This is a genomic window from Micrococcus sp. iso_26 (assembly GCF_056172975.1).
This window is the reverse complement of sequence record NZ_CM149652.1, coordinates 884,043-906,728: the sequence shown is the minus strand read 5'-3', so window position 1 is coordinate 906,728 and position 22,686 is coordinate 884,043. Positions and strand designations below refer to the sequence as shown.

Sequence of the window (22,686 nt, the reverse complement as noted above, 5' to 3'; positions counted from 1 at the left end):
GCTGAGAAGGAGCCCCATGCCCGTCGCCACGCCCGCCCCCCGCCGACCCCGGATGGCGATGCTGGTGGGGAACCAGGTCGTCGGAGACTCGCGCGTGGAGAAGGCCGCGGTCTCTGCGGTGCGCGCCGGCTACGACGTCGTCGTGGTGGGCGTCTCCCACCGCACCACGTTCAATCTCGGCCGGTACGGGTCCGTGCCCATCCTGCGCGTGCCCGTGACGTTCCGGCGGCACCTGGCCTGGCAGACCCTGCACGGGACCGCCCGGCCGGACGCGACGGACTGGTCCGCCGTGCTGGACCCCGAGGAGGCCGCGGCGATGACCGCCTGGGACCTCGCCCACGAGTCAGGGGCGGGCCTGCCCCAGGCCGTGGTGCGCGGGCTGTCGCCCCACGCCCTGCCCGACGGGGCCCGCGGCCGACTCGGCCGGGCCGCCCGTCGCCTGGGCCGCCTCGGCCCGGCGCGGGGCCGCCGAGGCCGGGCTGCAGCGCGGGGCCGGCGCGCGCTGAAGAACTTCGCCGCCGGGCGGACCGGCGCCTGGCGCGAAGTCTGGCCCCTGATCGCGGACTACGAGGACGGCTTCCTGCGTGCCCTGATCGACCTCGCGCCCGACCTCGTCCACGTGCACGACCGCCATCCCCTGCCCGCCGCGGCCGCCTACGACCGCTACCGCGCCGCGCGCGGGCTGTCGCCGGTGCCGTGGGTCTACGACGCGCACGAGTGGCTGCCCGGCCAGATGATGCCCGGGCCCGTGGACCAGCGCATCGCGTGGAAGGCGGCCGAGGCCGAGCTGATCCACGAGGCCGACGCCGTCGTCGCCGTCACGGACGGACTGGCCGACCGGATGCGCGAGTACCACGCCCTGCCGGAACGCCCCGTGACGGTGATCAACGGGCCGTGGGGCACGCAGGTCCCGATGGACCCGGCCGAGCGCCTGCCCCTGCGCACCGAGCTGGGCCTATCCGACGACGTCCCGCTGCTCGTCTACGTCGGCAAGCTGGCCGAGGTCCGCGGCGTGGGCACGCTGGTGGACGCCCTGCCGCTGCTGCCCGGCGTCCACGTCGCGTTCGTGGGCTCCCCCGACCCCGGCGCCCGGCAGGGCCTGCGCGACCGGGCTGCCCAGCTCGACGTCGCCGACCGGATGCACATCGTCGACTACGTGCCCTCGGCCTCTGTGACGTGGTACGTCTCCTCCGCCACCGCGGGCGTGAGCCCTCTGCTTCCCACCCCGGCCCACGAGAGCGCGGTGGCCACCAAGCTGCGTGAATGCCTGCTGGCGGGTCTGCCGCTGATCGTGTCCGACCTGCGCGAGCAGGCCCGTTTCGTCCGGGAGCAGGGGGTGGGGACCGTGTTCGCCCCCGGGGACGCGGCGGACCTCGCCCGGGCCGTGCGCGACCTCCTGGCGCGACGGACCGAGCTGACCGCGGCCGCGCGCTCCCCGGAGATCACCGCCCGCCACGGGTGGGAGGCCGCCGAGCGGGCGCTGCACGGCCTCTGGCGGCGTCTCGTGCCCACGCCCGCCGCGCCGCCGCCCGTGGAGATCGCCCCGGACCCCGCGCGCGATCCCCGGCCCCGCGGACTCCTGGTCGTGGGCGACCCGCCCACGGTCCGACCCCTCCTGGACGCCTGGCCCGCCGACGCCGGCCCCGCGACGCAGCGGCCGCCCCGGGAGGTCCCCGAGGGCCGCGGCCTCGCCGTGGGCGGGCCCGAGGCGGTCTGGGGCGTCCTGCACGACTGGGTCACGGACGACCGTGCCCACGGCACGGTCCTCAGCGGGGGCGAGGGGCCGCTGTGGGGCCGGGCCGAGCAGTCCCCCGTCCATGAACTGCTCTCCCTCCGGGCTCGCGGACGCCAGGTCGCCCTCGTGGCCGGCGAGCGGATCCTGGCCGGCGTCGACCGGCGGCTGACGGCCGTCCCCGGCCACCCCTGGGGAGGACTGGACCCGGACGCGCGGGCGGCGCTGGACCGCCGCATCCGGCGTCAGGGCCGCCCGTTCCAGGCCGCCCTGGCCGCCGGAGTCCCCGTGCTCTCCCACCGGCGCGAGGAGGCGCTGCTGACGCCGGGCGTGCTCTGGCTGCCGGCACCGATCCCGACGCCGACGGACCGGGGACCCGGCCCTGACGGCGCGTCCGCCCCCCGCAGCGTGCTCATCCTGCCCGGGGACCGCACCTCGGCCGAGTCGGCGGCCGTGGACGAGCTGGTCGCGGAACTCACCGCACGCGGGATCCCGGTCGAGGCCCCGTCGGGTCCCCGGTTCCGCCGTCGACCCGACGCGTTCCACGGCGATGTCGTCGTGGCCCCGCTGCACACGGGAGAACTGGAGATCGCGGCCCTGCAGGCCCTGGCCGCGGGCAACGCTGTGGTCGCCGGGCCGCCGGTGACTCCCGCGCCGGACGAGTGCGCCCCGCCGGTGACCGAGACCGACGACGCCACGCTCCTCGCCACGGTGCTGGGCCTGCTGGAGGAGACGTCGGCGGCCGCGCGGGAACGGCGGGAGCGGGCGCGCGAGCACCACGCACGGCTGCACGCGCCCGAAGCCGTGCTGGCGCGGCTGCAGGCCCTGCTCAGCCCCGCGGAGACGAGGGACGAGCCCGCCGCGGTGTGATCCGTGACGGGCCCCTCCCGGGTCCCCGGATGGGCGCCCCCCGGTGGGGCCGGGACTCAGTCCTCGGCCGATGCCCGGGCGGTGGCCACCCGGGCGGCCCAGGACTGTGTGCGCTGGGCCTCGGCCATGCCGGGCGCCCCGCCCCGCACGAGCGCGGCGATGCCGGCGCGGATCGCCTCCGAGGAGCGCGCGACGCCGAGCCCCACGCGATTGCGCTCGAGGAAGTCCGCGATCCCCATGTCCGCGAAGCAGAGCACGGGGTAGCCGCGCTCGATCAAGGACATGGTCTTGTAGGGGAAGCTGAACCGGGCGTACTCGCCGCCCAGCAGCACCACGCCCACCACGGTCCGCGTCGCGGGGACGTACCACTCGAGCGGGACCGTGGTGATCCGCAGCCCGGGCCGGTCCGCCAGGCCGTGCTCGGCCAGCAGGTCCTCCAACACGGAACGCTCCCCCGCGCGCACGACGAAGTCGAGTCGCACCTGCGGGTCAAGCGTCCCGACGGCAGTGAGGTACTGGCCCAGGCCGTAGATCCCGCCCACGCCTCCGGCGTACAGCAGGGTGACGCCCTCCTCGCCGATCGCCGGGGCATCGGCGGGGACGGTGTTCGCCGGGGACACGGCCGGCGGCAGCGGCAGCCAGTCCACGGGCCCGCGGCCGTGGCGGGCCAGCAGGGCGTCGAAGCCCTCCCCGGACTCCGCAGACGGAGCCGCCAGCCGGTCCGCGGCCGCCGCCATCGCGTCGAACTCGGCGAGCCCACGCTCCTGGACGTCGCGCCGCGCGTCGGCGTCCTCAAGGTACCCGTCGATCTCGTCCAGCCAGTGCAGGTCACGCACGAACCAGACGCTCGTGCCGCCGCCGGCGGAGAAGCGGGCCATGACGTCCGCGAGGGCGGCGGTCACCCGGCCGACCGGGATCGGCGACGTCGAGTTCTCGCCGTAGAGGAGTCCGAGGGGACGGCCGGCGGCGAGCGCCTCGTCCAGGACCCGGAGCCGCCGGTCGAAGACGCCCGGGACGGAGGAGAGCCGCAGCGCCGCGGCGGGCTCGGAGAGGGCGTCGTTCATGTTGCGCACCCGCTGGGGACGGGCCCCGTCGGTGCGGTCCTCGAGCGGCGAGGTGGAGAAGAACACGTCCAGCGGGCCGTCGTGCCGGAGCACGGCGAGGTCCTCGAACGTCCGGTCCACGCGCCCGGTCATCGCCGTGCGGTAGGCGGCGAGCAGGTCGGTGGTGCCGTCGTCGACGGCGTCGACGGCGGAGTGAGGCTCGGGCCCCCCGCGCAGGGCCGCGGCGAGCTCCGTGACGAGGCGCAGCCCCCGCCCCGTCCGCACGCCCGGATGGCCCGCGGCCCACGCGCCCGAGCCGATGGTGTCCTCCACCACCAGCCGTTCCGCGAAGCCGGTGCCGACCAGGAGTTCGCCGACGGCAGTGTGGTCTCGCGACGAGCCCACGAGGACCACGTGCGTGGCGCCGCCGAGCCGGGTCGCCGCGACCGCGTCGAACGCGCGTCCTGCGGCGAGGTCGCGGGTGCGGTAGAGGGCGGAGGCCGAGAGGCTGCGGAGCGAGGCGCCCGGCACCGTGTCCACCGCGGTCTGGAGCGCCTCCATCTGCGCGGCGAGGCGATCGGCGTCGACGTGTTCCGGATGGAGGACGACGACGCTCGGCGTCTCGAATTCTTCGGCCAGCGGAGGCAACAACTCGGGCGGCAGGGCTCGACGTGGATGGCGGAGGTGGGCGCTCCACGACCCCTTCGACAGGGCCTTGTCGAACTCCCATTCGTTCTCGAGGAACAGCCGGTCGACCGCCCGCGTCAGGGCCGCGAAGTCCTCCTCGGCGTGCCTGCGGGCCGCCGAGAAGTCCAGGTCGCCGCGGCGGAGCAGGGGGATGAACTCCTCCTCTACATGCCGGGCGGCGAAGCCCGCGGCGCCGAGCCCGGAGGCGAGGATCGCGTCGTAGGCGCCCGCGGCCGTGACCCTGCGCATCTCGCGCGCGATCTGGGCGCCGGCAGCGCGCAGGGCGTGGGTGCCGGTCCACGGGTAGAGCGGGGCCGGGGCAAGGCCGGGACGCCGGCGCAGCCAAGCGTGCGAGGCGACGTCGAGGACGTCGACCACGTGGCCGCTATCGCGCAGGTCCTGCAGCAGCAGACCCTCCGCCGGGCCCGTGCCGGCCGTCAACAGCAGCACGGCGCTCATGCGTTCTCCTCCCCTCGCCCGCCCGGGCCTGCCGCCAGACCCATCAGCGCCATTTCCTGGTCCACGGTGTGCTCCGGCGAAGTCTGCGCGCGGACCCGGGCTGCCGCGGCCCGGGACATCCGCAGGAACAGGTCCGGGTCCTCCATCAGCCGTCGCAGGCCGTCGGCCAGCCCGGCCACGTCCTCGGCGTCGGCGATCATCGCGCAGTCCTTGTCCACGAACTCCCGGACGGCGCCGGCGTCATTGGTCACGGGCACGAGCCCGGAGGCCATCGCCTCGTCCCGCGAGACCCCCTGGGAGTCGAGTCGGGTGGGCACCAGGAACACGCCGTGCTCCCGGTGCAGGGCCGCGATCTCCTCCTGGACGGCGAAGCGGCGCTCCACCGTGACGTTCGCGTCGTCCGCGAAGGCCTCCTCGAAGAGGCCGAAGTGCTTGCCGTCGCCGATCACGGTGACCTGCATGCGGTCCCACAGGGGCGTGTCCCGCAGGCGCTCGAGGGCCCGCACGGCGAGGTCCGCGCCGTAATTGAGGTTCGCCGCGGAGCGGACCCACAGCACACGGAAGCGCTGCTCGGGGTCCTTGGGCACGAAGCAGAACAGGTCCGTGTCGATCACGTTGTGCACGATCGCCGTGCGTTGCGCCGGGAAGACGAGCTCCATGTCCTCCTGAGCCGCTCGGCGCCACCAGCGGGAGACGAACACGAACCGCTCGGGGCCGTGCGGGTGGTCGAGCACCTCGCGCCAGAAGCGCTGGCGTTCCAGGGTGTCGCCGATCGCGTCGTCCACCTGCCCCTGGGTCCGGTGGTTGCGCATGGTCCGGATCCACCGGCGCGACTCGAAACCGTGCATGAACGCGAAGAAGCGGTGCCCCGCCAGCGCGTCCTGGATCGGCTCCCAGAGGGAGCGGACGAGGAAGTGGGCCGCCACGGACTCGTAGTGCCGCGTGCGCAGCAGCTCCGCGGCCTCCGCTCCCCGGCCCACCAGCACGTGGACGCCGTCGTACTCGTAGGAGCGGGGTTCGGCGGACCGATCGATCACCGCGACGTCGACGCGGACGCCGGCGGCCTGGAAGTACTTGACCCGGCGGTGCACGAAGCCGTTGCCGTAGGAGTTCTCGAGGGTGGGGTACACGCCCACCACGACCAGGTGTCGCGGCGCGTCGTCGCCGAGCTGGGCGGCGGCGTCCGCCCGTGCGAAGTGGTCGGCGACCCGCCTCGGCGCGGCGGCCAGGTCCTCCTCCTCGTGGCCCGTGGGGGTCAGCGGGGGCGCCGGCTCCGCGAACAGGCGCCGCTTGAGCACGGCGTTCTCGAGCTGCAGCAGTGTCGCTGCCTCTTGCGAGGTGTAGGTGTCCCCGACGTCGGCGAGGTGGAGGTAGCCGCGATAGCCCGGGGTGGTGTCGCGGGCGGGCGCGGCGGAGCGGGGCGGGGGCGTGCCGCGCCGGCGGGGTGGGGCGGCCATCGACCGGATCCGACGCACGGCGTCCGAGTCCTGTGGGAGGGTGTCGAACACGGCGCGCAGCACGCGAGGCCCGGGCTCGGGCAGGGCTCGCGCCCGTCGGGCCGCCGCGCGGACGGCCCGGCGGGCGCGGCGTCGCCAGTCCCCCGCGCTCACAGCGTGACGCTCTCACCCGTGCGGGCCGACGCGATCATCGCCTCGGCCACGCGCAGCGTGTCGAGCCCCTCCGCCATGGACACGTGCTCCTGCCGGACTCCGAGGATCGCGTCGCGGAACGCCTCGTGCTCGGTGTGCAGCGGCTCGGGCTTCTCGATCGCCAGACGGGTGACGTCCCCCTCGGAGACGCCACGGAACGCGGACACCGCGTCCCAGCGAGTGCGGACCGATCCGTTGGCCTGGAAGGTCAGGTCTGCGTGCACGGTGTCCGCCACGAACGCGCCGAGCTCGCCGGTGACGACGGTCTGGCGGATCTTCACCGGCGAGAGCCAGTTCACCACGTGGCTCGTGATGGCCCCGCACTCGAGGCGGCCGTTGGCGACCACCATGTCCTCGTGCTCACGGCCGGAGTGGGTCATGGTCTCCGCGGCCACGCGCGTGAACGGGCTGTCCGCCAGCCACGCGGTCAGGTCGATGTCGTGCGTGCCGAGGTCCTTGACGACCCCGACGTCGGCGATGCGGGCGGGGAAGCCGCCCTGGCGAACGGTCGTGATCTGCAGGACCCGGCCCAGCTCGCCGGCCTGGATCCGGCGGCGCATCTCCTGGAGGGCGGGGTTGAACCGCTCGATGTGGCCCACCGCGCCGACGAGGCCGGCCTCGTCGAAGGCGCGGACCAGGCGGGTGCCGGCCTCGGTGCTGTGCGCGATGGGCTTCTCGACCATCACGTGCACGCCGGCCTCGGCCAGGGCCATGCCGACCTCCTCGTGCAGGCCGGTCGGGACCGCGCACATGACGGCGTCCACGCCGTGGTCGATGAGCCCCTGGACCGAGTCGTAGAGGGGCAGGTCCCCCGCCACGCCGTGCGGATCACCCATCGCGTCGGCGACGGCGACCAGCTCGGTACCCTCAATGGAGCGCATCACGCGGGCGTGGTGGCGGCCCATCATGCCCAGGCCGATCAGTCCGGTGCGCAGAACGCTCATGCGGCGGCCTCCGCCACCACGGTGTTGACGGCCTCGACGACGCGCGTGACGTCCGCGTCCGTCAGCGAGGGGTGGACCGGGATGGAGAACACGGTGGACGCGGCCACGCGGGTGTTCGGCAGGTCCGCCTCGACGCCGAAGGAGGGCAGCTCATTGGTGGGCACCGGGTAGTAGACCCCCGTGCCGACCCCGAACTCGTCCTTCAGCCGGGCGAGCACGTCCGCCCGCTTCCCGGCCAGCTCCTCGGGCAGGCGGACCGTGTACTGGTGGTACACGTGCTCGGCGCCCTCGAGCACCGTCGGCACGGTGACCCCTCGCAGCTCGGCGTCGAAGCGGGCGGCGATCTCCTGCCGGCGCCGGGTCCATGCGCCGACCTTGGTCAGCTGCACCCGGCCGATGGCCGCGTGGATGTCCGTCATGCGGTTGTTGAAGCCCACGAGCTCATTGCGGTACTGGACCTCCATGCCCTGGTTGCGCAGCAGGCGCAGGCGACGAGCGACGTCCTCCTCCCCCACGGAGACCATGCCGCCCTCGCCCGAGGTCATGTTCTTGGTCGGGTAGAGGCTGAACATGCCCCACGCCCCGAAGGTGCCCACGGGGCGCCCCTTCCAGCGGGCGCCGTGCGCCTGCGCCGCATCCTCGAACAGCTGGAGACCGTGCTCGCGGCAGATCACCTCGAGCTCGTCCATGCGGGCCGGGTGGCCGTACAGGTGCACCGGCATGACGGCGGCGGTCCACTCCGTCACCTTGGCGCGCACGTCCTGGGGGTCGAGGGTGTATGTCTGGAGGTCCACGTCCGCGAAGACCGGGGTCGCGCCCGTGAGGGCGACGGCGTTGCCGGTCGCCGCGAAGGTGAAGGCGGGCACGATGACCTCGTCGCCGGGGCCGATGCCCGCGGCCAGCAGGCCCAGGTGCAGGCCGGAGGTGCCGGAGTTGACGGCCACGCAGGCCCGGCCGTCCACCATCGCGGCACCGAACTCCTCTTCGAAGGCCGCGACCTCGGGGCCCTGCGCCACCATGCCGGAGCGCAGGACGCGGTCCACGGCCTCGCGCTCCTCGTCACCGATGAGCGGCTTCGCCGCCGGGATGAACTCAGCCATGGTTCTCCTCCTCCTGCGCGGGTCCGGCCGGACGCAGCGCCCCGTCCCGCTCGATGAACGTCTCCCCGGTGTCCGGGCACACCCAGACGCCGTCCTTCTCCTCCAGCCGGCGGCCCGTCCGGCCGACCCAGCCGATGCGCTTCGCGGGCACCCCGGCCACGAGGCCGAAGTCCGGCACGTCGCGGGTGACCACCGAGCCGGCCGCCACCAGGGCCCACGCGCCGATGCGCACCGGCGCGACGCACACCGACCGCGCGCCGATCGCGGCGCCGTCGCCGATGTCCACGCCCACGGCGTCCCAGTCGTCCCCGGACTTCTGGGACAGGTCCGGGTTGACCGCGCGGGGGTAGGTGTCGTTGGTCAGGACGACGCCGGGTCCGATGAACACGCCGCGGCCCAGACGGGCCGGCTCGTAGACGAGGGCGAGGTTCTGGACCTTGCAGTCGTCGCCGAGCTCCACCCCGGTGCCGATGTAGGCCGCGCGACCGACGATGCAGCGCTCGCCGAGGCGGGCCTGCTCACGGACCTGCGCGAGATGCCAGACCTTGGTTCCGGCGCCGAGGACGGCGTCCTCGGCCACGTCGGCCGAGGCGGCGGTGAAGACGTTCCCGCTCACCGGGCGGCCTCGGCGTCCTGCGGCAGGCCGATGACCCGACGGGTCACGCCCGCCCAGGCGTCGGCGTCGGTGACGTTGCGGCCGTCCACGAAGGTGCGCACGCCCGGCAGGTCGGCCGGGGTGAGGGCGCGGTACTCGGCGTGGTCCGTCTGCAGGATCGCGGCGTCGACCTCGGCGCCCGCGGAGTGCGGGGTGAAGCCCAGCGCGGTGAGCTCCTCGTCCGTGTACATCGGGTCGTCCACGGTGACCTCGGCGCCGCGGGTGCGCAGGGCGCCCACGGTGGCGAACACACCGGAGAACGCGGTCTCCTTCACGCCGCCGCGGTAGGCGGCACCGAGCACGACGACGCGCTGACCGGCGAGGTCGCCGTGCGCCTGGGCGAGCAGGTCCACGGCGAAGTCCGGCATCGAGGCGTTCACGGCGCGCGCGGTGCGGACGATGTCCGCGGCCGGGTCGTTCCACAGGTACAGGCGCGGGTAGACCGGGATGCAGTGGCCGCCCACGGCGATGCCCGGGCGGTGGATGTGGCTGTACGGCTGCGAGTTGGAGGCCTCGATCACCCGGTAGATGTCGATGCCGTTCGCGCCGGCGTAGCGGGCGAACTCGTTCGCCAGGCCGATGTTGACGTCGCGGTAGGTGGTCTCCGCGAGCTTGGCCATCTCGGAGGCCTCCGCGGAGCCGAGGTCCCACACGCCGTTGGGACGGGACAGGTCAGGACGCTCGTCGAAGTCCAGCACGGCCTCGTAGAACTCGCGGGCGCGCTCGGCGCCGGCCGGGGTCAGGCCGCCGATCAGCTTGGGGTAGCGGCGCAGGTCCTCGAACACGCGGCCGGTGAGCACGCGCTCCGGGGAGAACACGAGGTGGAAGTCCTCCCCCTCGGTCAGGCCCGAGCCCTCCTCCAGCATCGGCTTCCACCGGGTGCGGGTGGTGCCCACGGGCAGCGTGGTCTCGTAGGAGACGAGGGTGCCCGGGGTCAGGTGCTTCGCCAGCTCGGTGGTGGCACCGTCCATCCAGCCGAAGTCGGGGCGGGCCTCGTCGTCCACGAAGAGCGGCACGACGAGCACAACGGCGTCGGCCCCCGGGACGGCGTCGCCGTAGTCGGTGGTGGCGCGCAGGCGGCCGTCGGCTACCGTGGAGGAGAGCTTCTCCTGCAGGTGGGCCTCGCCCGGGAAGGGCTCGGTCCCCGCGTTGACGAGGTCCACGACGGTGGCGTTGACGTCCACGCCGACCACCTCGTGTCCCTTGCTCGCGAACTGCACGGCCAGCGGCAGGCCGATCTTGCCCAGGGCGACGACGGCGATCTTCATGCGGGTCCAGTCTTCCTTCCGTGCACGGGCCCCACGCGGCGAGCGTCGGGCGGGCGTCGAGGAGGCCTCCGGAACACGAGAGTGCGGGAGGCCCGGCGCCAGCGTCACTGTATCAGCGCGGGTGGACGCCGAGCCGGTCATAGAGCGCCCGATAGCGGCGCGCGTTGGCCTCCCAGGTGCGCGTCTGCAGGGCCCATTCCCGGCCGGCCGCGCCGAGGCGCACCCGCTCGGCTGGGTTCCCCGCGAGCCGGTCGAGGGCAGCGGCCAGCGCGGCGGGATCCTCCGCGGGGACGAGCAGGCCGGTCCGCTCGTCCTCGACGAGCTCGGCCAGGGCCGGCAGGTCCGAGGCGACGACGGGCCGACCGGTGGCCGAGGCCTCGACGGTCTTCATCGGCGTCACCGCGCGGGTGACGGGCAGGTCCCGGCGCGGGACCGTGAACACGTCCAGGGCGGCGTGGTGCAGGCGCGCGTCCTCGCGGTCGACCCGCCCGGGGAAGGCGCACAGCTCCGCGATGCCGAGCTCCGCGGCCAGGGCCTGAAGCCCGGGACGGGCGACGCCGTCGCCGGCGATGTGCACGCGCAGCCCGGGACGGTGCGGGGCCAGCCGTGCGGCGGCGCGCAGCAGGGTGTCCAGGCCCTCGTAGTCCACGAGGCTCGAGACGGTGCCCACCACGAAGGCGTCGGTCGGCAGGTCCCAGCCCAGCCGGGCGCGTGCCTCGTCCCGGTCCGCCGGCTCGGCGACGAAGGCCGGGCCCACGGCGTTGGGGCAGAGCACGACGGCGTCCTCAGCCACCCCGGCCGCGACCAGGCGGTCGCGCATGCCCGCCCCGAGCGTCACGACCCCGTCGGCGCGGCGGGCGGCCTCGGCCTCCCGCTCCTGGAAGAGCCGGTACCGTTCCGAGGCCAGGGCCTCGGGACCGCGCACCGCCGCCCACGTGTCCGCGAGCTGCCCGCGGACCTCGTACACCCACGGGATCCCGAAGGCCCGCGCCACGGCCTCGACCGCGAGCGCGTTCACGAAGTGCGTGGTGGTGTGCAGCAGGGCAGGACGGTGTCGACGCACGTGCGCGGCCAGCAGCTCGGCGTGCTGCTGGATGCGGGCGGCCTGGCCCTGGGCGAGCCGCGCCGGCAGCAGCCGGGCGTAGCGAATCCCGTCCACGACATCCCGCTGTGCCGCCCAGGGCACGCCGATCTGCACGGGGTAGCCCGGCCGCGTCACGGCGGCGGCATCGAAGCCCTCGTCCCGCAGGGAGGTGAGGATCGCGTGGCTGCGCTGGGCGTACCCCGAGCCGGTGTGGGGCAGGGAGTTGGTCAGCACGTGCAGCACCCGCCCCGGGACCGGGCGGTAGCCGGGCTCGGTCGGCACGGTCGGGGCGACGCCGCGGAACGCGTCCCGCTCCCCCGCCATGCGGCGGGCGAGATGACGGTTGCGGGGATGCCGCGCGGCGAGCGCGGCTGCGCCGCCCAAGTCTCCGCGGTGGGCCGCCAGGCGTGCGGCGGCGGCCGTCCACGCCGCGCCGCGATGCTCCTCCGGCACGCTGCCGAGCAGCGTCTCGGCGACGTCGGGCCGGCCCATGCCGAGGGCTGCGTCGGCCCGGTGGACCAGCCCGCGGACGTTCCCCGCCCTCGGACGGGACGCGCGGACGGGCCGGCCGGCCTCGTCCACGCCGAGGGCGGCCAGGGCCGCCGCGCGCTCGCCCCGCATCTCGTGGCCGAGTGCGGGCACGACACCGTTCCGGCCCACGCGGGTGAGGATGTCGGCCGCCCCGCCCGCCAGCGCGGGCGGCAGCCGACGGGAGACCTGCAGGGCCAGCAGCACCGGATCGTCCGTCACGTGCTCGCGGACGGTCTGGGCGGTCAGGGCCAGGGACCGCAGCAACGGCCGGCGGGACGACGCGGGGCGCTCGCGTGCGGTCATCGGTGCAGGCTCCTATCGGCGGGGCGGGCGGGGCGCGGGCCGCGTCGGGTCAGAGGGACGGGACGGTGCGCCACTGGCCCCGCGTGTCGATCACGCGCTTGTCGGCCACGCGGTCGCCGAGGTCGGCGAAGGCGGAGTGGTCCACCAGCAGCACCACGATGTCGGCGGCGTCCAGGGCCTCGTCGGCCGCGACCAGGCGCACGTTGTCCTTGCCCTGCAGCGCGGCCGGCAGCTCCGTCACGTGCGGCTCGACGACGAGCACGTCGGACCCGGAGAACTGGCCCGCCAGCTCGGCCGCGATGTTCAGGGCCGGGGATTCGCGCAGGTCGTCGATGTTCGGCTTGAAGGCCAGCCCGAGGGCGGCGATGACGGGCGCCCGGCCGATGGCCTGCTGGACGTCGAAGGCCGCGGCCTTGACCTGGTCGATGACCCACTGGGGCTTGCCATCGTTGATTTCCCGGGCCGTGCGGATCAGCCGGGCGGTCTGCGGGGCGGCGTCCACGATGAACCACGGGTCCACGGCGATGCAGTGGCCGCCCACCCCGGGGCCCGGCTGCAGGATGTTCACGCGGGGATGGTGGTTGGCGAGCTCGATGAGCTCCCACACGTCGATGCCCTGCTCGGCGCAGATCACGGACAGCTCGTTGGCGAAGGCGATGTTGACGTCGCGGAAGGAGTTCTCCACGAGCTTGGCCATCTCCGCGGTGCGGGTGTCCGTCAGCAGGATCTCGCCCTCGCAGAACGTGCGGTAGAGGTCGCGGGCCCGCTCGGCCGCACGCCGGGTCGAGCCGCCGACGATCCGGTCGTTGGTCACGAGCTCGACCATCACGCGGCCCGGGAGCACCCGCTCGGGGCAGTGGGCGAAGTCCAGCTCGGACTCGCGCAGCTCCGGACGCTCGGCGAAGATCACCTCGGCCATGTGCTCGGTGGCGCCGGGAGGCGAGGTGGACTCGAGGATGACGAGCTCGTCACCGGTCAGCTGCGGGGCCAGGCCGCGGGCCGCGGCCTCGATGTAGCCCAGGTCCGGGGAGTGCCCGTCCTTGAACGGGGTCGGCACGGCGACGATGTAGGCGTCCGCGGCCGGCGTCGTCGTCGAGGCGCTGAGCAGGCCCTTCTCGACGCCGCGCGCGACGAACCCGGCCAGGTCCGGCTCCACGAAGGGCACCGTGCCCGCGTTCACGGCGTCCACCGTGCGGTCCGAGACGTCCACGCCGAGCACCTTCACGCCGTTCTCGGCGAGGATGGCGGCGGTCGGCAGGCCGATGTAGCCCAGGCCGATGACGGCGACGGTCTCGATCTTCTTCACGGGGTCTCCTCGATGGGGAATGGTCCACGACGGCCCCGGCACCGGCGGGCGGGGGCGAACGCGTCCCACCCTACCGCCGACGCCCGGCCTGCTTCAGTTCAGCCCGAGCGCCTCGCGCCACAGACTGGCCACGACGCGCTCGTCGTACGAGCGCACCCGGTCCCGGGCCAGGGCCGAGAGCGCGTCCCACCGCGCGTCGTCGGCGGTCGCCTCCAGCACCCGCCGCGCCGCGGCGTCGGTGTCGTCGAGCACGAACTCCTCGCCGAACACGCCCCTCGCGCCGGGCCGGTCCCAGACGAGCGGGACCGCGCCCGAGACCATGCCCTCGGCGGGCGCGAGGTGGAAGCTCTCGGTGGTGGACGGCGAGAGCACCCAGCCGATCTTCGTCAGCCACGAGCCCATGTCCGCCCCGAAGGGCTCGAAGGCGACGGCCTCGCGCAGCGGACCGGCGCCGAGGCGGGCGAACAGGTCGAGGTAGCCCTCGCGCTGGAGGGGTTTGCGCCACTCGTGCGGGTACTCCCACGGCATGCGGCCGCGCACGTGCAGGGTGAACCGTTCGTCATGGGCGCGCAGGATCTCCAGCAGGTCGACGGCCCGGTCCAGGCGCTTGCGCAGCGGCACCACGCCGACGAGGCCGAGCCGGAACCGGCGACCGGGCAGGCCGGGACGGTCCAGGTCGGCCACGGACACGGCGTTGGGGATCACCGAGACCCGCGCGGGGTCGATGGGCAGGTGCTCGCGCACCAGGTCCCGGTAGAGATCGGAGACGGTCACGAGGCGGTCCACGGCGTCGGTCTCGAGCGCGGAGAGCCAGCCGCCGCGCAGCTCGAACATGTGCAGGCGGACCACGAGTCGCTGGCCGGGGCGCTTGTGGCGGGCGTACCAGACGGCGTTGGGGCCCGCCCACTCGCACACGACGACGTCGGCCCACTCGACGAGGCGGCGTGAGGCGGCCTCGTCGTGGCGGTGCAGGCCCTGCCAGTGGTCGATGCGCAGCTCGACGCCCGGGTCGTCCCGCAGCAGGTCGACGAGCTCGCCCGCGAACTTCAGGTCGTGGCCGGCCAGGACCACGCGGGTGCGTGACCCGCCGCGGGCGGGCCGTCGGTCGAGCAGACCGAGCCGGTCCATGACGCGCGTCAGGGCACGTGCGCGCGCGGTCATGCGGTAGGGGGCGGCGGCCTCGACGACGCGTCGCGAGAGGGTCGGCAGGTCGTGGCGGGCGGCCGCGATGCGGGCGGCCACATCGCGGGCCGAGTCCCTCACCCCGTCCACGAACAGGGGGTAGTCGGCCCCCAGCAGCTCCTCATGCGCCACGGTCCGGTTCAGGAGCGGCGGCACTCCGACCGCGCAGCTTTCCAGCACCTTCGTGGAGATCTCGAGCGAGAGGTCCAGGGCGGGGGCGCGCCAGCCCAGAGAGACGTCCGCGGCCGCGGTGCGGGCCATGGACTCCTCGCGGGAGAGCGCTCCGGTCCACTCGAAGTCGGGCCGGTCCGCCTCGAGGCGGGAGCGCATCGCCGCAGCCCAGCCGGGCCGGTCCCGCTCGGGGTGGACCTTGTCCCCCACCATCGTGAGCGTGGCCGGGACACCGGCCTCATGGAGGGCGGTCAGCACGTCCGGCATGAGGTCGGTGCGCCAGTCGTGGGCGAACTTGCCCGTGTACACGACACGCACCGGGCCGTCGGCGGGCGCCTCGCCGCGTTCGGCCGGAGCGAGCCCGTCCGGCACCATCGGCGAGAGCAGCTCGGTGCGCCCGGCGGCGGCCGGGACCATCGCCTCGAGCACGGCGCGGGCCTGGGGCGTCTGGGCCAGCATCAGACGGCTCGCCGCGGCAATGCGGCCGAGCTCCTCGACGCGCCCGGCCGGGAAGCCGTCCTCCACGTAGCCGTACTCGGTCACGTAGGACCACAGCCGCCCCGGGAAGGCACCGCGGTCGGCGAGCTCGAGGCAGGCGTGGATGCCGCGCACGAGCACCACGTCGTACCGGGACTCGTCGTCCCGGCGGGCCAGCACATCCGCGGCACGGGAGGGGGTCATCCCCCCCTGCCCGGCCGCCGGCTCGGCGGGGAGCACGCGCACCCCCGTCAGGGCGCGCAGCGGAGCGGTGAGCAGGTCCCGGCGTTCGACGGCCTTGAGCTGGACGTCCACGCTCGCACCCGTGCGGGCGAGGGTCTCCGCCAACGAGGGCAGCCACGTGGCGGAGCCGTCGATGACGTTCAGGTCGACGTCGCCGTAGAGCAGGACGCGCACGCCGGCGGCGTCGGTCAGGCGGTCGGGGTGCTGCGTGTTCATGCGCTCTCCTCCGGGCAGGCGGCGAGGACATCGGCGATCCCCTGGGGTGCGTCGCCCGGGTCCTCGGTGAAGTGCAACGGCGTCCGGCCCGCGCCGGCCTCGACCACGATGACGTCCTCGGCGTGCAGCAGGGCGAGGGCCCCGAGCCGGTGCCGGTGACGGCCCCGGGAGAGCACCCAGACGGTGACCCCGCGCGCGGCGGCCGCGCTCACGGCACCCCGCAGCTCGAGGTAGAGGGCCGCGCCGGCGGCGTCGAGGGCCCCGGCCCACGGTCCGTCCACGCCGTCCACGTCCACGACGACGGCCTCCACGCGTTCGGCCACCGCGCCCGCGGTGCCCGGCACGAGCGGCACGACGCGGTGCCCGGCGGTCGCGAGGGCCGCGCGCACGTCCGGGGCTGCGACGACGCCGACGGCCCGCCCGCCCTGCTCGGTGCGGGACGTGTCGGCCAGGCCCAGGGCCCGCTCGAGACGGGCCGCGGCCTCCGGATCGGCGCCGACGGCGGCGGCACCGCGGCCGGTGAGGGAGACATTGCCGGGGCGGGCACGGGCCTGCCCGCCCGCCAGGCCCAGGGCGTCAGCCGGCCGGGCGTGCGCCGGAGGGGCGCCCCAGCGGATGCCGAACACGCCGCGGACCTCCTCGGCCAGCTGCGGCGGCAGCCTGCGCAGCAGCGCGCCGCCGGTGCGGCGCACCCGACGGCGCTGTTCGGGCGGCAGCAGGCGAGCGCCCGCGCGCGCGACCCGACGGATGGACTTCCCAGCTGGCATCAGAACCGTTCCTCGGTGTCCCGGTGGAGTGCACCCGGCCGGGTGCGGCGGCGTCAACCCTAGCAAGGGGCCGACGTCGGGCTCAGCGACCGGCGACGCGGCGCAACAGTCGCTCGTAGCGGCGGGCCACGGCCGGCAGGTCGGCGTGGCGGCGCACCCAGTCGCGTCCGCCCGTGCCGACGTCGGTGCGGTGCGGGTCGTCCGCGAGCGCCGTCAGGTGCCGCACCAGGTCGTCCACGTCCGGGCCGATGACCTCGGCGCCGCCGGCCGCCTCGAGGGTGCGGGCGGCCTCCCCCGTCACCAGGCCCGTGACGTGCCGGCCGACGGCGAGCACCTCGTAGGTCTTGGAGGGCACGGTGTGCCGGAAGCTCGGCCAGTCGGGACGCAGGGCCACCACCAGCGTGTCCGCCCACGCGTACTGCTCGGCCACGGCCGCGCCGTGGACGGGTCCGAGGATCTCGGCCGGCGAGCCGAGCTCGGCGTTGCGGGCCTCCAGCGCCGGACGCCGGGTCCCCTCCCCGACCAGCCGGACGCGCACCCCCGGCCGGGTGCGATGCAGCGTCGCCGCGGCGTCGACGAGCCGCTCGAGCCCCTGGCTCTCGCCCATGTTGCCCAGGTACAGCACGTGGAGCTCACCGGCGGCCCGCTCCCGCCGGGGCGCCACCGCCAGGCGAGCCAGGTCCACGCCGTTGCCCAGGGTGCGGACCACCCGCACCCCGCGCCCGCGCAGCGTCTCCGCGAAGCCGTCCGTGACGGTCACCACGAGTCGGGCCGCGCGCTGGCCGCCAGTCACAACACGCTCCATCGCAACGCCCAGCAGGCCCTGGTGGACCCCGGCCTCATGGGCGAGATCCGGCCAGGCGTCGCGCATCTCCAGCACGAGCGGACGGCGCCAGAGGCGGGACAGCACGACGCCGGGCACCACAACGGGCAGCGCGGGCACGGTGGCCACCACCACGTCCGGGCGTCGGGTGGCCATCCCACGGGGGACGGCGAGCAGCGCGTGCACCACCGCCTCGGCGAAGCGGCCGTTGCGGCCGGCCTCCCCCAGGGGCAGGCGAGGCGTGGGCAGGACACGTTCGCCGTCGGGCCCGGCGAAGGGGCGCACACCCCCGGGCGCGACGACGTCGACGTCCCAGCCCGCCGACCGCAGCGCCGCCACGACCGCGCCCCAGCGACGCGCGGGCGGGGTGCGCTCGGGTCGGTAGGAGTGGGAGACGAGCAGGAGGCGGGGGCGGCGCGGCTCAGTCGTCACAGGGGTCCTCCCCGAGGGCGGGTGCGGGCGTGGTGCCGGTCAGCAGGGTCAGCACGGGGGCGGGCCCGCCGGCGGCCTGGGCCTTCTTCTCCTTCGTGGGCTCGTGCTCGTCGACATAGCGCTGGACGTCGTCGTCGCCGAGGGCGGAGCGCAGGTCCGCCAGCTTGTCCTCGTCGAGCTCGACGATGGCGTCGCCGTTCGGCCCCTCCGCGAAGCCCTTGCGAGGCACCGTGAACATCTCGACGTCCTCGCCGCGGACGTCGCGCAGCTGCCACGCGAGCGAGGCGATCACGCCGGACGTGAGCCCCTCGTCCACACCGAGGTGGTCGGAGAACGTGGCGACGACCTCGGTGGTGCGGGCGGGATTGCCCAGGATCTGCGGGCTGAGGAAGCGGTCCATCGCCCCGGCCAGGTAGCGCTGCTGGTTCTTCACCCGGGTGACGTCGCCGTCGTCGAAGGCGTGCCGTTCGCGCACGTAGCGCAGGGCGGCCGTGTCCTGCAGCAGGATGTGCCCGCGCGGGTAGTACGAGGGGTTGGCCTGACCGGAGGAGAAGGCCTGCGGGTTACAGACCTCGACGCCGCCCAGCGCGTTCGTCACGCCCCGGAAGCCCTGGAAGTCGACCTCCAGGACGTGGTGGATCGGCACTCCCAGCAGCAGCTCCACCGTGTCCACGGCGAGCGCGTAGCCGCCCCTGTCGAAGGCCGAGTTGATCTTCGCCTCGCCGTGGCCGGGCACGGTGACCCACGAATCCCGCAGCACGGACATGACGTAGACCTGGCGACGGTCCGCGGGGATGTGCACGAGCATCATGGTGTCCGAGCGCTGGCCCATGTCCTGCTCGCCCTCGCCCTCACGGGAGTCGGAGCCCAGGACGAGCACGTTCAGCGGGCCGTCCCCGGCCGCCTGCTCGAGCGCCCCCACGTCCACCGTCTGCCGGTGGTCGTCGAAGGTGCGCCCGAGCGAGCCCGCGTACCAGGCGCCCAGACCGAGCAGCGCCGCGAGCAGGACGGCGAGCACGCCGACGACCCACGGCCAGCGCCGGCGGCGCCGCGCGACCGGCGGGGCGTCGTCGCGGGGGGACGCGGGACGCGGCAGGGGCTCGGGCGTCCAGGACGCGGCCGGGGGATGGCTCACTCGGGTCTCCTGCTCGAGGTCGGGGGTCAGGCCAGTCTACGGACGCCTCATCAGGCGTCGGCGGTCGATGCCCGGCGACGGCGCGGCCTGGGCTGGCAGCGCGGGCACAGATGGCTCGCACGGTTCATGAACGGCTCGCGGACGATGCGGGAGTCGATCCCCTCGGCGGCGCAGCGGCGACACGGCTGCCCGGTCCGCCCGTAGGCCGCCAGGGAGCGGGCGAAGTAGCCCGATCGCCCGTCCACGTTGACGTAGAGCGCGTCGAAGCTCGTGCCCCCCACCTCCAGGGCCCGGCGCATCACGTCCTGGACGGCCGCCAGGAGGCGCAGCGTGTCCGCCCGGCGCATGCGCTCGGTCGGGCGCTCGGGGTGCAGGCGGGCGCCCCAGAGGGCCTCGTCCGCGTAGATGTTGCCGATCCCGGAGACCAGCGACTGGTCCAGCAGCGCGCGCTTGAGGGTGGAGCGGCGCCGTGCCAGGCGCGCGTGCACGGCCACGGGGTCGAACAACGGGTGCAGCGGGTCCAGGGCGATGTGGGCGGCCGTGGTGGGGATCCGCTCACCGCCGGCGGCGTCGTCGGGCCGCAGCGCGTCGAGCCACCAGCCGCCGAAGATCCGCTGGTCCACGAACCGCAGCTCGCGGGCGGAGCCGTCCACGGCGGTGATGGGCAGGCGCAGGCGCAGGTGTCGCTGGTCGGCGGCCCCCGGCTCGTCCACGCGGATCTGCCCGCTCATCCCCAGGTGCACGACGACGGCGTCGTCGCCCTCGGCCAGGGGCAGCCAGAGGAACTTGCCGCGGCGAGCCGGCTCGGCCAGCCGGGCGCCGCGCAGCCGCTCCCGGAGGGCGTCCGCACCGCCGGGGCTGCGACGCAGCGAGCGGGGGTCGAGGACCTCGAGCTCCGCGGCGACGGCGTCCGTGGCCCACCGGGCCAGGCCGCGCCGGACGACCTCGGCCTCGGGCAGCTCCGGCACGGGCTCAGCGCCCCGCGGCCGGCAGATCCGCCTCGAGGGCGGGCCATGAGGCGGCCGCGGCGTCCCGCTCGGCCTGCTTCTTGGAGCTGGCGACGGCGGAGCCGTACTCGCGCTCGCCGACGACGAGGGTGGCCCGGTAGCGGGGGTCGTGCGCGGGGCCCTGCCCCTCGATCGCGTAGCGGACGGCGCCGAGACCGTGGCGGCTGGCGGCCTCGGCCACGACCGTCTTCCAGTCGGTGCTCTCGCGCAGCAGGTCCGGCTCGTCCAGCAGCGGCACCACGTGGCGGTGCACGAGTGCGGCCGCGGCCACGGGCCCGTGGTCCACGTAGACGGCGCCGATGAGCGCCTCGAGGGTGTCGGCGAGGATCGAGTCCTTGTCTGCCCCGCCGGTGCGGCGCTCCCCCGTGCCCAGGCGCACGAACGGGCCGATGCCGATCCGGCGCGCCACCTTCGCCAGGGCACGCGTGGACACGACGGCGGCCCGGCGGCGCGCGAGGTCGCCCTCGGCCAGGTCCGGGTACACCGTGAAGATGTGGTCGGTGACCACGTAGCCCAGCACCGAGTCCCCGAGGAACTCGAGGCGCTCGTTGGTGGGCAGCCCGCCCTGCTCGTAGGCGAACGAGCGGTGCGTCAGAGCGCGTTCGAGCGTCCCGGCGGTGATGTGCACGCCGAGACGCTCGAACAGCTCTTCTGGCTCGGGCGCGGGCTCAGGCCCGCGGCGAGCCGATGGGGACGCCATCTCAGGCGTCGGCGACCTTGCGGCCCTTGTACTCGAAGAACAGGGGGGTGCCGGCGGCGTCGGTCTTCAGCTCGGCCTGGTGGGGCAGGCGGTACGAGACGCGACCGTTCTCGACGGACTTCACCAGGGCGGGCGCGGTGGCCTTCCACTGCGACCGGCGGGCACGGGTGTTGGCACGGGACATCTTCCGCTTCGGGACTGCCACGACTATCTCTCTTCTGTCTCGGTGATGGAGGTCTCTGAGGTGCCCGCGAGGTGGGCCAGGGCGGCCCAGCGCGGGTCCACGCGCTCGTGGGCGTGCCCCTCGGGCGCGTCCTCGAGGCGGATGCCGCAGTCGGCGCACAGGCCCTCGCAGTCCGGCCGGCACAGCGGCTGGAACGGAAGGGCGATGACCACGGCGTCCCGGAACACGGGTTCCAGGTCCACGGTCTCGCGCACCACGAGCGGCTGCTCGCCGGCGTCGTCCTCGGACGTGCCGGTGAGGTACAGCTCCTGCAGGTCCACGGTGATCCCCTCGTGCAGCGGGCGCAGGCAACGGCCGCACTCGCCCTTCAGGGTCGCGTCCGCGGTGCCGGTGACGAGGACGCCCTCGTGCACCGACTCCAGACGCAGGTCCAGTTCGACGGGGTCCCCCTCGGGGATCCCCAGCAGCGGCGTGGAGACGCCCGCAAGGGCGGGCCACTCGGCCGTCAGCTCGCGCTGGACTCCGGCCCCGCGCGTCAGATCGCGCACGGGGATCACCCACGGCGAGTCGGCGCCGTGGTGCTGGATGCTGTCCATGGTCGCTCCTCTCGGCGGGTGGGACGGCGGGGGTACACGGCCCGTCCGCACGCCCTCTGCGGGGGTGCGATGCGGCCTGGACACGGGTCCAGCCACGACGGACCGACAGCCCATCCTACCGGGTGGGTCCGCCTCGGCCAAAGCCGGCCGCGGCCCGCGCGTCGCCGGCCCGGCTCAGAGCCCGGCGGTGAACTCCCGGAGCCAGGCCCGCAGGTCGGCCCCGAGGTCCTCGTGCCGCGTCCCGAACTCGATGACCGCCTGCAGATAGCCGAGCTTGTCCCCCGTGTCGTAGCGGCGGCCGTCGAAGACGACGGCGTGCACGCCGCGGCCCTCACCGTCCTCCGTGGCCAGCCTCTGCAGCGCGTCGGTGAGCTGGATCTCCCCGCCGCGGCCGGGCGGGGTCTCGTCCAGCACGTCGAACACCTGCGGGGCCAGCACGTAGCGGCCGATGATCGCGAGGGTGGAGGGGGCGTCCTCGCGGGCCGGCTTCTCCACGAGGTCGGTGACGCGGACGACGTCGTCGCCCTCCCCCGGCACGGCCTGCACCGCGGCCACGCCGTAGGCCGAGACGGCCTCCTCCGGGACCTCCATGAGGGCGATCACGGAGCCGCCGAGGCGCTGCTGCACGTCGATCATGCGCTCGAGCAGCGCCTCGCCGTCGCCGATGATGTCATCGCCCAGCAGGACCGCGAACGGCTCCTCGCCGACGTGGCGGCGTGCGCAGTTCACCGCGTGGCCGAGCCCGAGGGCCTCGCCCTGACGGACGTAGTGGATGTCCCCCACCAGGTCCGACTCGCGGATCTGCGAGAGCCGCGTGGCGTCGCCCTTGCGCTCCAGCGCGGCCTCCAGCGCGGGATGGCGGTCGAAGTGGTCCTCGAGGGCCCGCTTGTTCCGGCCCGTGATCATCAGCACGTCCGCCAGGCCCGCACGCCGGGCCTCCGACACCACGTATTCGATGGCCGGGCGGTCCACCACCGGCAGCATCTCCTTCGGCATGGCCTTGGTGGCCGGCAGGAAGCGGGTGCCCAGGCCGGCGGCCGGGATCACGGCCTTGCGGGTGCGGGGGCGGGAGGGGGGCGGGACGGTCATCGGCGGTTCTCCTGCGGTGGATGCGGTGGGACG

General features: G+C 74.9%; 18 protein-coding genes. 1 reads left to right on the top strand and 17 read right to left on the bottom strand.

Annotation, left to right across the window (positions count from 1 at the left end; translation table 11 throughout):
• The first annotated feature begins 16 nt into the window (after nucleotides 1-16).
• Nucleotides 17-2,602 carry a glycosyltransferase family 4 protein gene (locus AC0VX0_RS04175; RefSeq protein ID WP_221848011.1) on the top strand — a complete coding sequence of 862 codons (2,586 nt, stop codon included), beginning with the start codon at nucleotides 17-19 and terminating at the stop codon, nucleotides 2,600-2,602.
• Nucleotides 2,603-2,658: 56 nt separating this feature from the next.
• Here the strand turns inward: AC0VX0_RS04175 and AC0VX0_RS04170 are convergent, their stop codons facing one another.
• From AC0VX0_RS04170 to galU, 17 genes are all read right to left on the bottom strand, one after another.
• Complete coding sequence (locus AC0VX0_RS04170) at nucleotides 2,659-4,791, bottom strand: hypothetical protein (protein WP_475451931.1); 2,133 nt, start codon at nucleotides 4,789-4,791, stop codon at nucleotides 2,659-2,661.
• Entirely contained in the window at nucleotides 4,788-6,401 is a 1,614-nt protein-coding gene (locus AC0VX0_RS04165; protein WP_312026304.1) for a glycosyltransferase family 4 protein, read from the bottom strand. Before AC0VX0_RS04165 ends, AC0VX0_RS04170 begins: the two co-directional genes overlap by 4 nt.
• Entirely contained in the window at nucleotides 6,398-7,384 is a 987-nt protein-coding gene (locus tag AC0VX0_RS04160; protein ID WP_475451928.1) for a Gfo/Idh/MocA family oxidoreductase, read from the bottom strand. The genes AC0VX0_RS04165 and AC0VX0_RS04160 overlap by 4 nt, the downstream gene beginning before the upstream one ends.
• Nucleotides 7,381-8,484 (bottom strand): DegT/DnrJ/EryC1/StrS family aminotransferase, encoded by a 1,104-nt coding sequence (locus AC0VX0_RS04155; protein ID WP_207476790.1) that lies wholly within the window; start codon nucleotides 8,482-8,484, stop codon nucleotides 7,381-7,383. Before AC0VX0_RS04155 ends, AC0VX0_RS04160 begins: the two co-directional genes overlap by 4 nt.
• Nucleotides 8,477-9,100, bottom strand: a complete 624-nt coding sequence (locus AC0VX0_RS04150) for an acyltransferase (protein ID WP_049158735.1) — start codon at nucleotides 9,098-9,100, stop codon at nucleotides 8,477-8,479. The genes AC0VX0_RS04155 and AC0VX0_RS04150 overlap by 8 nt, the downstream gene beginning before the upstream one ends.
• Complete coding sequence (locus tag AC0VX0_RS04145; RefSeq protein ID WP_049158734.1) at nucleotides 9,097-10,407, bottom strand: nucleotide sugar dehydrogenase; 1,311 nt, start codon at nucleotides 10,405-10,407, stop codon at nucleotides 9,097-9,099. The genes AC0VX0_RS04150 and AC0VX0_RS04145 overlap by 4 nt, the downstream gene beginning before the upstream one ends.
• A gap of 112 nt (nucleotides 10,408-10,519) precedes the next feature.
• Nucleotides 10,520-12,325, bottom strand: coding sequence for a glycosyltransferase family 4 protein (locus AC0VX0_RS04140; RefSeq protein WP_475451925.1), 1,806 nt, complete (start codon nucleotides 12,323-12,325; stop codon nucleotides 10,520-10,522).
• Nucleotides 12,326-12,374: 49 nt separating this feature from the next.
• A complete protein-coding gene (wecC, locus tag AC0VX0_RS04135; RefSeq protein WP_475451924.1) occupies nucleotides 12,375-13,631 on the bottom strand; it encodes a UDP-N-acetyl-D-mannosamine dehydrogenase in 1,257 nt (418 codons plus the stop codon).
• A 93-nt stretch (nucleotides 13,632-13,724) separates the two neighbouring features.
• Entirely contained in the window at nucleotides 13,725-15,920 is a 2,196-nt protein-coding gene (locus tag AC0VX0_RS04130) for a glycosyltransferase (protein WP_371469757.1), read from the bottom strand.
• Nucleotides 15,917-16,687, bottom strand: coding sequence for a hypothetical protein (locus AC0VX0_RS04125; RefSeq protein WP_475451921.1), 771 nt, complete (start codon nucleotides 16,685-16,687; stop codon nucleotides 15,917-15,919). Before AC0VX0_RS04125 ends, AC0VX0_RS04130 begins: the two co-directional genes overlap by 4 nt.
• 82 nt (nucleotides 16,688-16,769) lie before the next feature.
• The gene (locus AC0VX0_RS04120) at nucleotides 16,770-17,942 is read right to left on the bottom strand and encodes a glycosyltransferase family 4 protein (RefSeq protein ID WP_371469759.1); all 1,173 of its coding nucleotides are present in this window, start codon (nucleotides 17,940-17,942) and stop codon (nucleotides 16,770-16,772) included.
• Nucleotides 17,932-19,077: an LCP family protein gene (locus AC0VX0_RS04115; RefSeq protein ID WP_371469760.1), complete on the bottom strand. Its 1,146-nt coding sequence runs from the start codon at nucleotides 19,075-19,077 to the stop codon at nucleotides 17,932-17,934. Before AC0VX0_RS04115 ends, AC0VX0_RS04120 begins: the two co-directional genes overlap by 11 nt.
• Nucleotides 19,078-19,127: 50 nt before the next feature.
• Entirely contained in the window at nucleotides 19,128-20,045 is a 918-nt protein-coding gene (mutM, locus tag AC0VX0_RS04110; protein WP_371469762.1) for a bifunctional DNA-formamidopyrimidine glycosylase/DNA-(apurinic or apyrimidinic site) lyase, read from the bottom strand.
• A 4-nt stretch (nucleotides 20,046-20,049) separates the two neighbouring features.
• On the bottom strand, nucleotides 20,050-20,712 hold the full coding sequence (gene rnc, locus AC0VX0_RS04105; RefSeq protein WP_218587490.1) for a ribonuclease III: 663 nt from the start codon (nucleotides 20,710-20,712) through the stop codon (nucleotides 20,050-20,052).
• A 73-nt stretch (nucleotides 20,713-20,785) separates the two neighbouring features.
• Nucleotides 20,786-20,989, bottom strand: coding sequence for a 50S ribosomal protein L32 (gene rpmF / locus AC0VX0_RS04100; RefSeq protein ID WP_002856390.1), 204 nt, complete (start codon nucleotides 20,987-20,989; stop codon nucleotides 20,786-20,788).
• A gap of 2 nt (nucleotides 20,990-20,991) precedes the next feature.
• Complete coding sequence (locus tag AC0VX0_RS04095; RefSeq protein WP_073115630.1) at nucleotides 20,992-21,564, bottom strand: YceD family protein; 573 nt, start codon at nucleotides 21,562-21,564, stop codon at nucleotides 20,992-20,994.
• 174 nt (nucleotides 21,565-21,738) lie between these two features.
• On the bottom strand, nucleotides 21,739-22,653 hold the full coding sequence (gene galU, locus AC0VX0_RS04090; protein WP_336633752.1) for a UTP--glucose-1-phosphate uridylyltransferase GalU: 915 nt from the start codon (nucleotides 22,651-22,653) through the stop codon (nucleotides 21,739-21,741).
• Nucleotides 22,654-22,686 lie beyond the last annotated feature (33 nt).

What these genes read in the sequence shown, in the direction of transcription:
- AC0VX0_RS04170 (WP_475451931.1), bottom strand. Translation starts at nt 4,791, where the DNA reads ATGAGCGCCGTGCTGCTGTTGACGGCCGGCACGGGCCCGGCGGAGGGT.
- AC0VX0_RS04140 (WP_475451925.1), bottom strand. Translation starts at nt 12,325, where the DNA reads ATGACCGCACGCGAGCGCCCCGCGTCGTCCCGCCGGCCGTTGCTGCGG.
- AC0VX0_RS04130 (WP_371469757.1), bottom strand. Translation starts at nt 15,920, where the DNA reads ATGAACACGCAGCACCCCGACCGCCTGACCGACGCCGCCGGCGTGCGC.
- AC0VX0_RS04125 (WP_475451921.1), bottom strand. Translation starts at nt 16,687, where the DNA reads ATGCCAGCTGGGAAGTCCATCCGTCGGGTCGCGCGCGCGGGCGCTCGC.
- AC0VX0_RS04095 (WP_073115630.1), bottom strand. Translation starts at nt 21,564, where the DNA reads ATGGACAGCATCCAGCACCACGGCGCCGACTCGCCGTGGGTGATCCCC.
- AC0VX0_RS04145 (WP_049158734.1), bottom strand. Translation starts at nt 10,407, where the DNA reads ATGAAGATCGCCGTCGTCGCCCTGGGCAAGATCGGCCTGCCGCTGGCC.
- AC0VX0_RS04160 (WP_475451928.1), bottom strand. Translation starts at nt 7,384, where the DNA reads ATGAGCGTTCTGCGCACCGGACTGATCGGCCTGGGCATGATGGGCCGC.
- AC0VX0_RS04175 (WP_221848011.1), top strand. Translation starts at nt 17, where the DNA reads ATGCCCGTCGCCACGCCCGCCCCCCGCCGACCCCGGATGGCGATGCTG.
- AC0VX0_RS04155 (WP_207476790.1), bottom strand. Translation starts at nt 8,484, where the DNA reads ATGGCTGAGTTCATCCCGGCGGCGAAGCCGCTCATCGGTGACGAGGAG.
- galU (WP_336633752.1), bottom strand. Translation starts at nt 22,653, where the DNA reads ATGACCGTCCCGCCCCCCTCCCGCCCCCGCACCCGCAAGGCCGTGATC.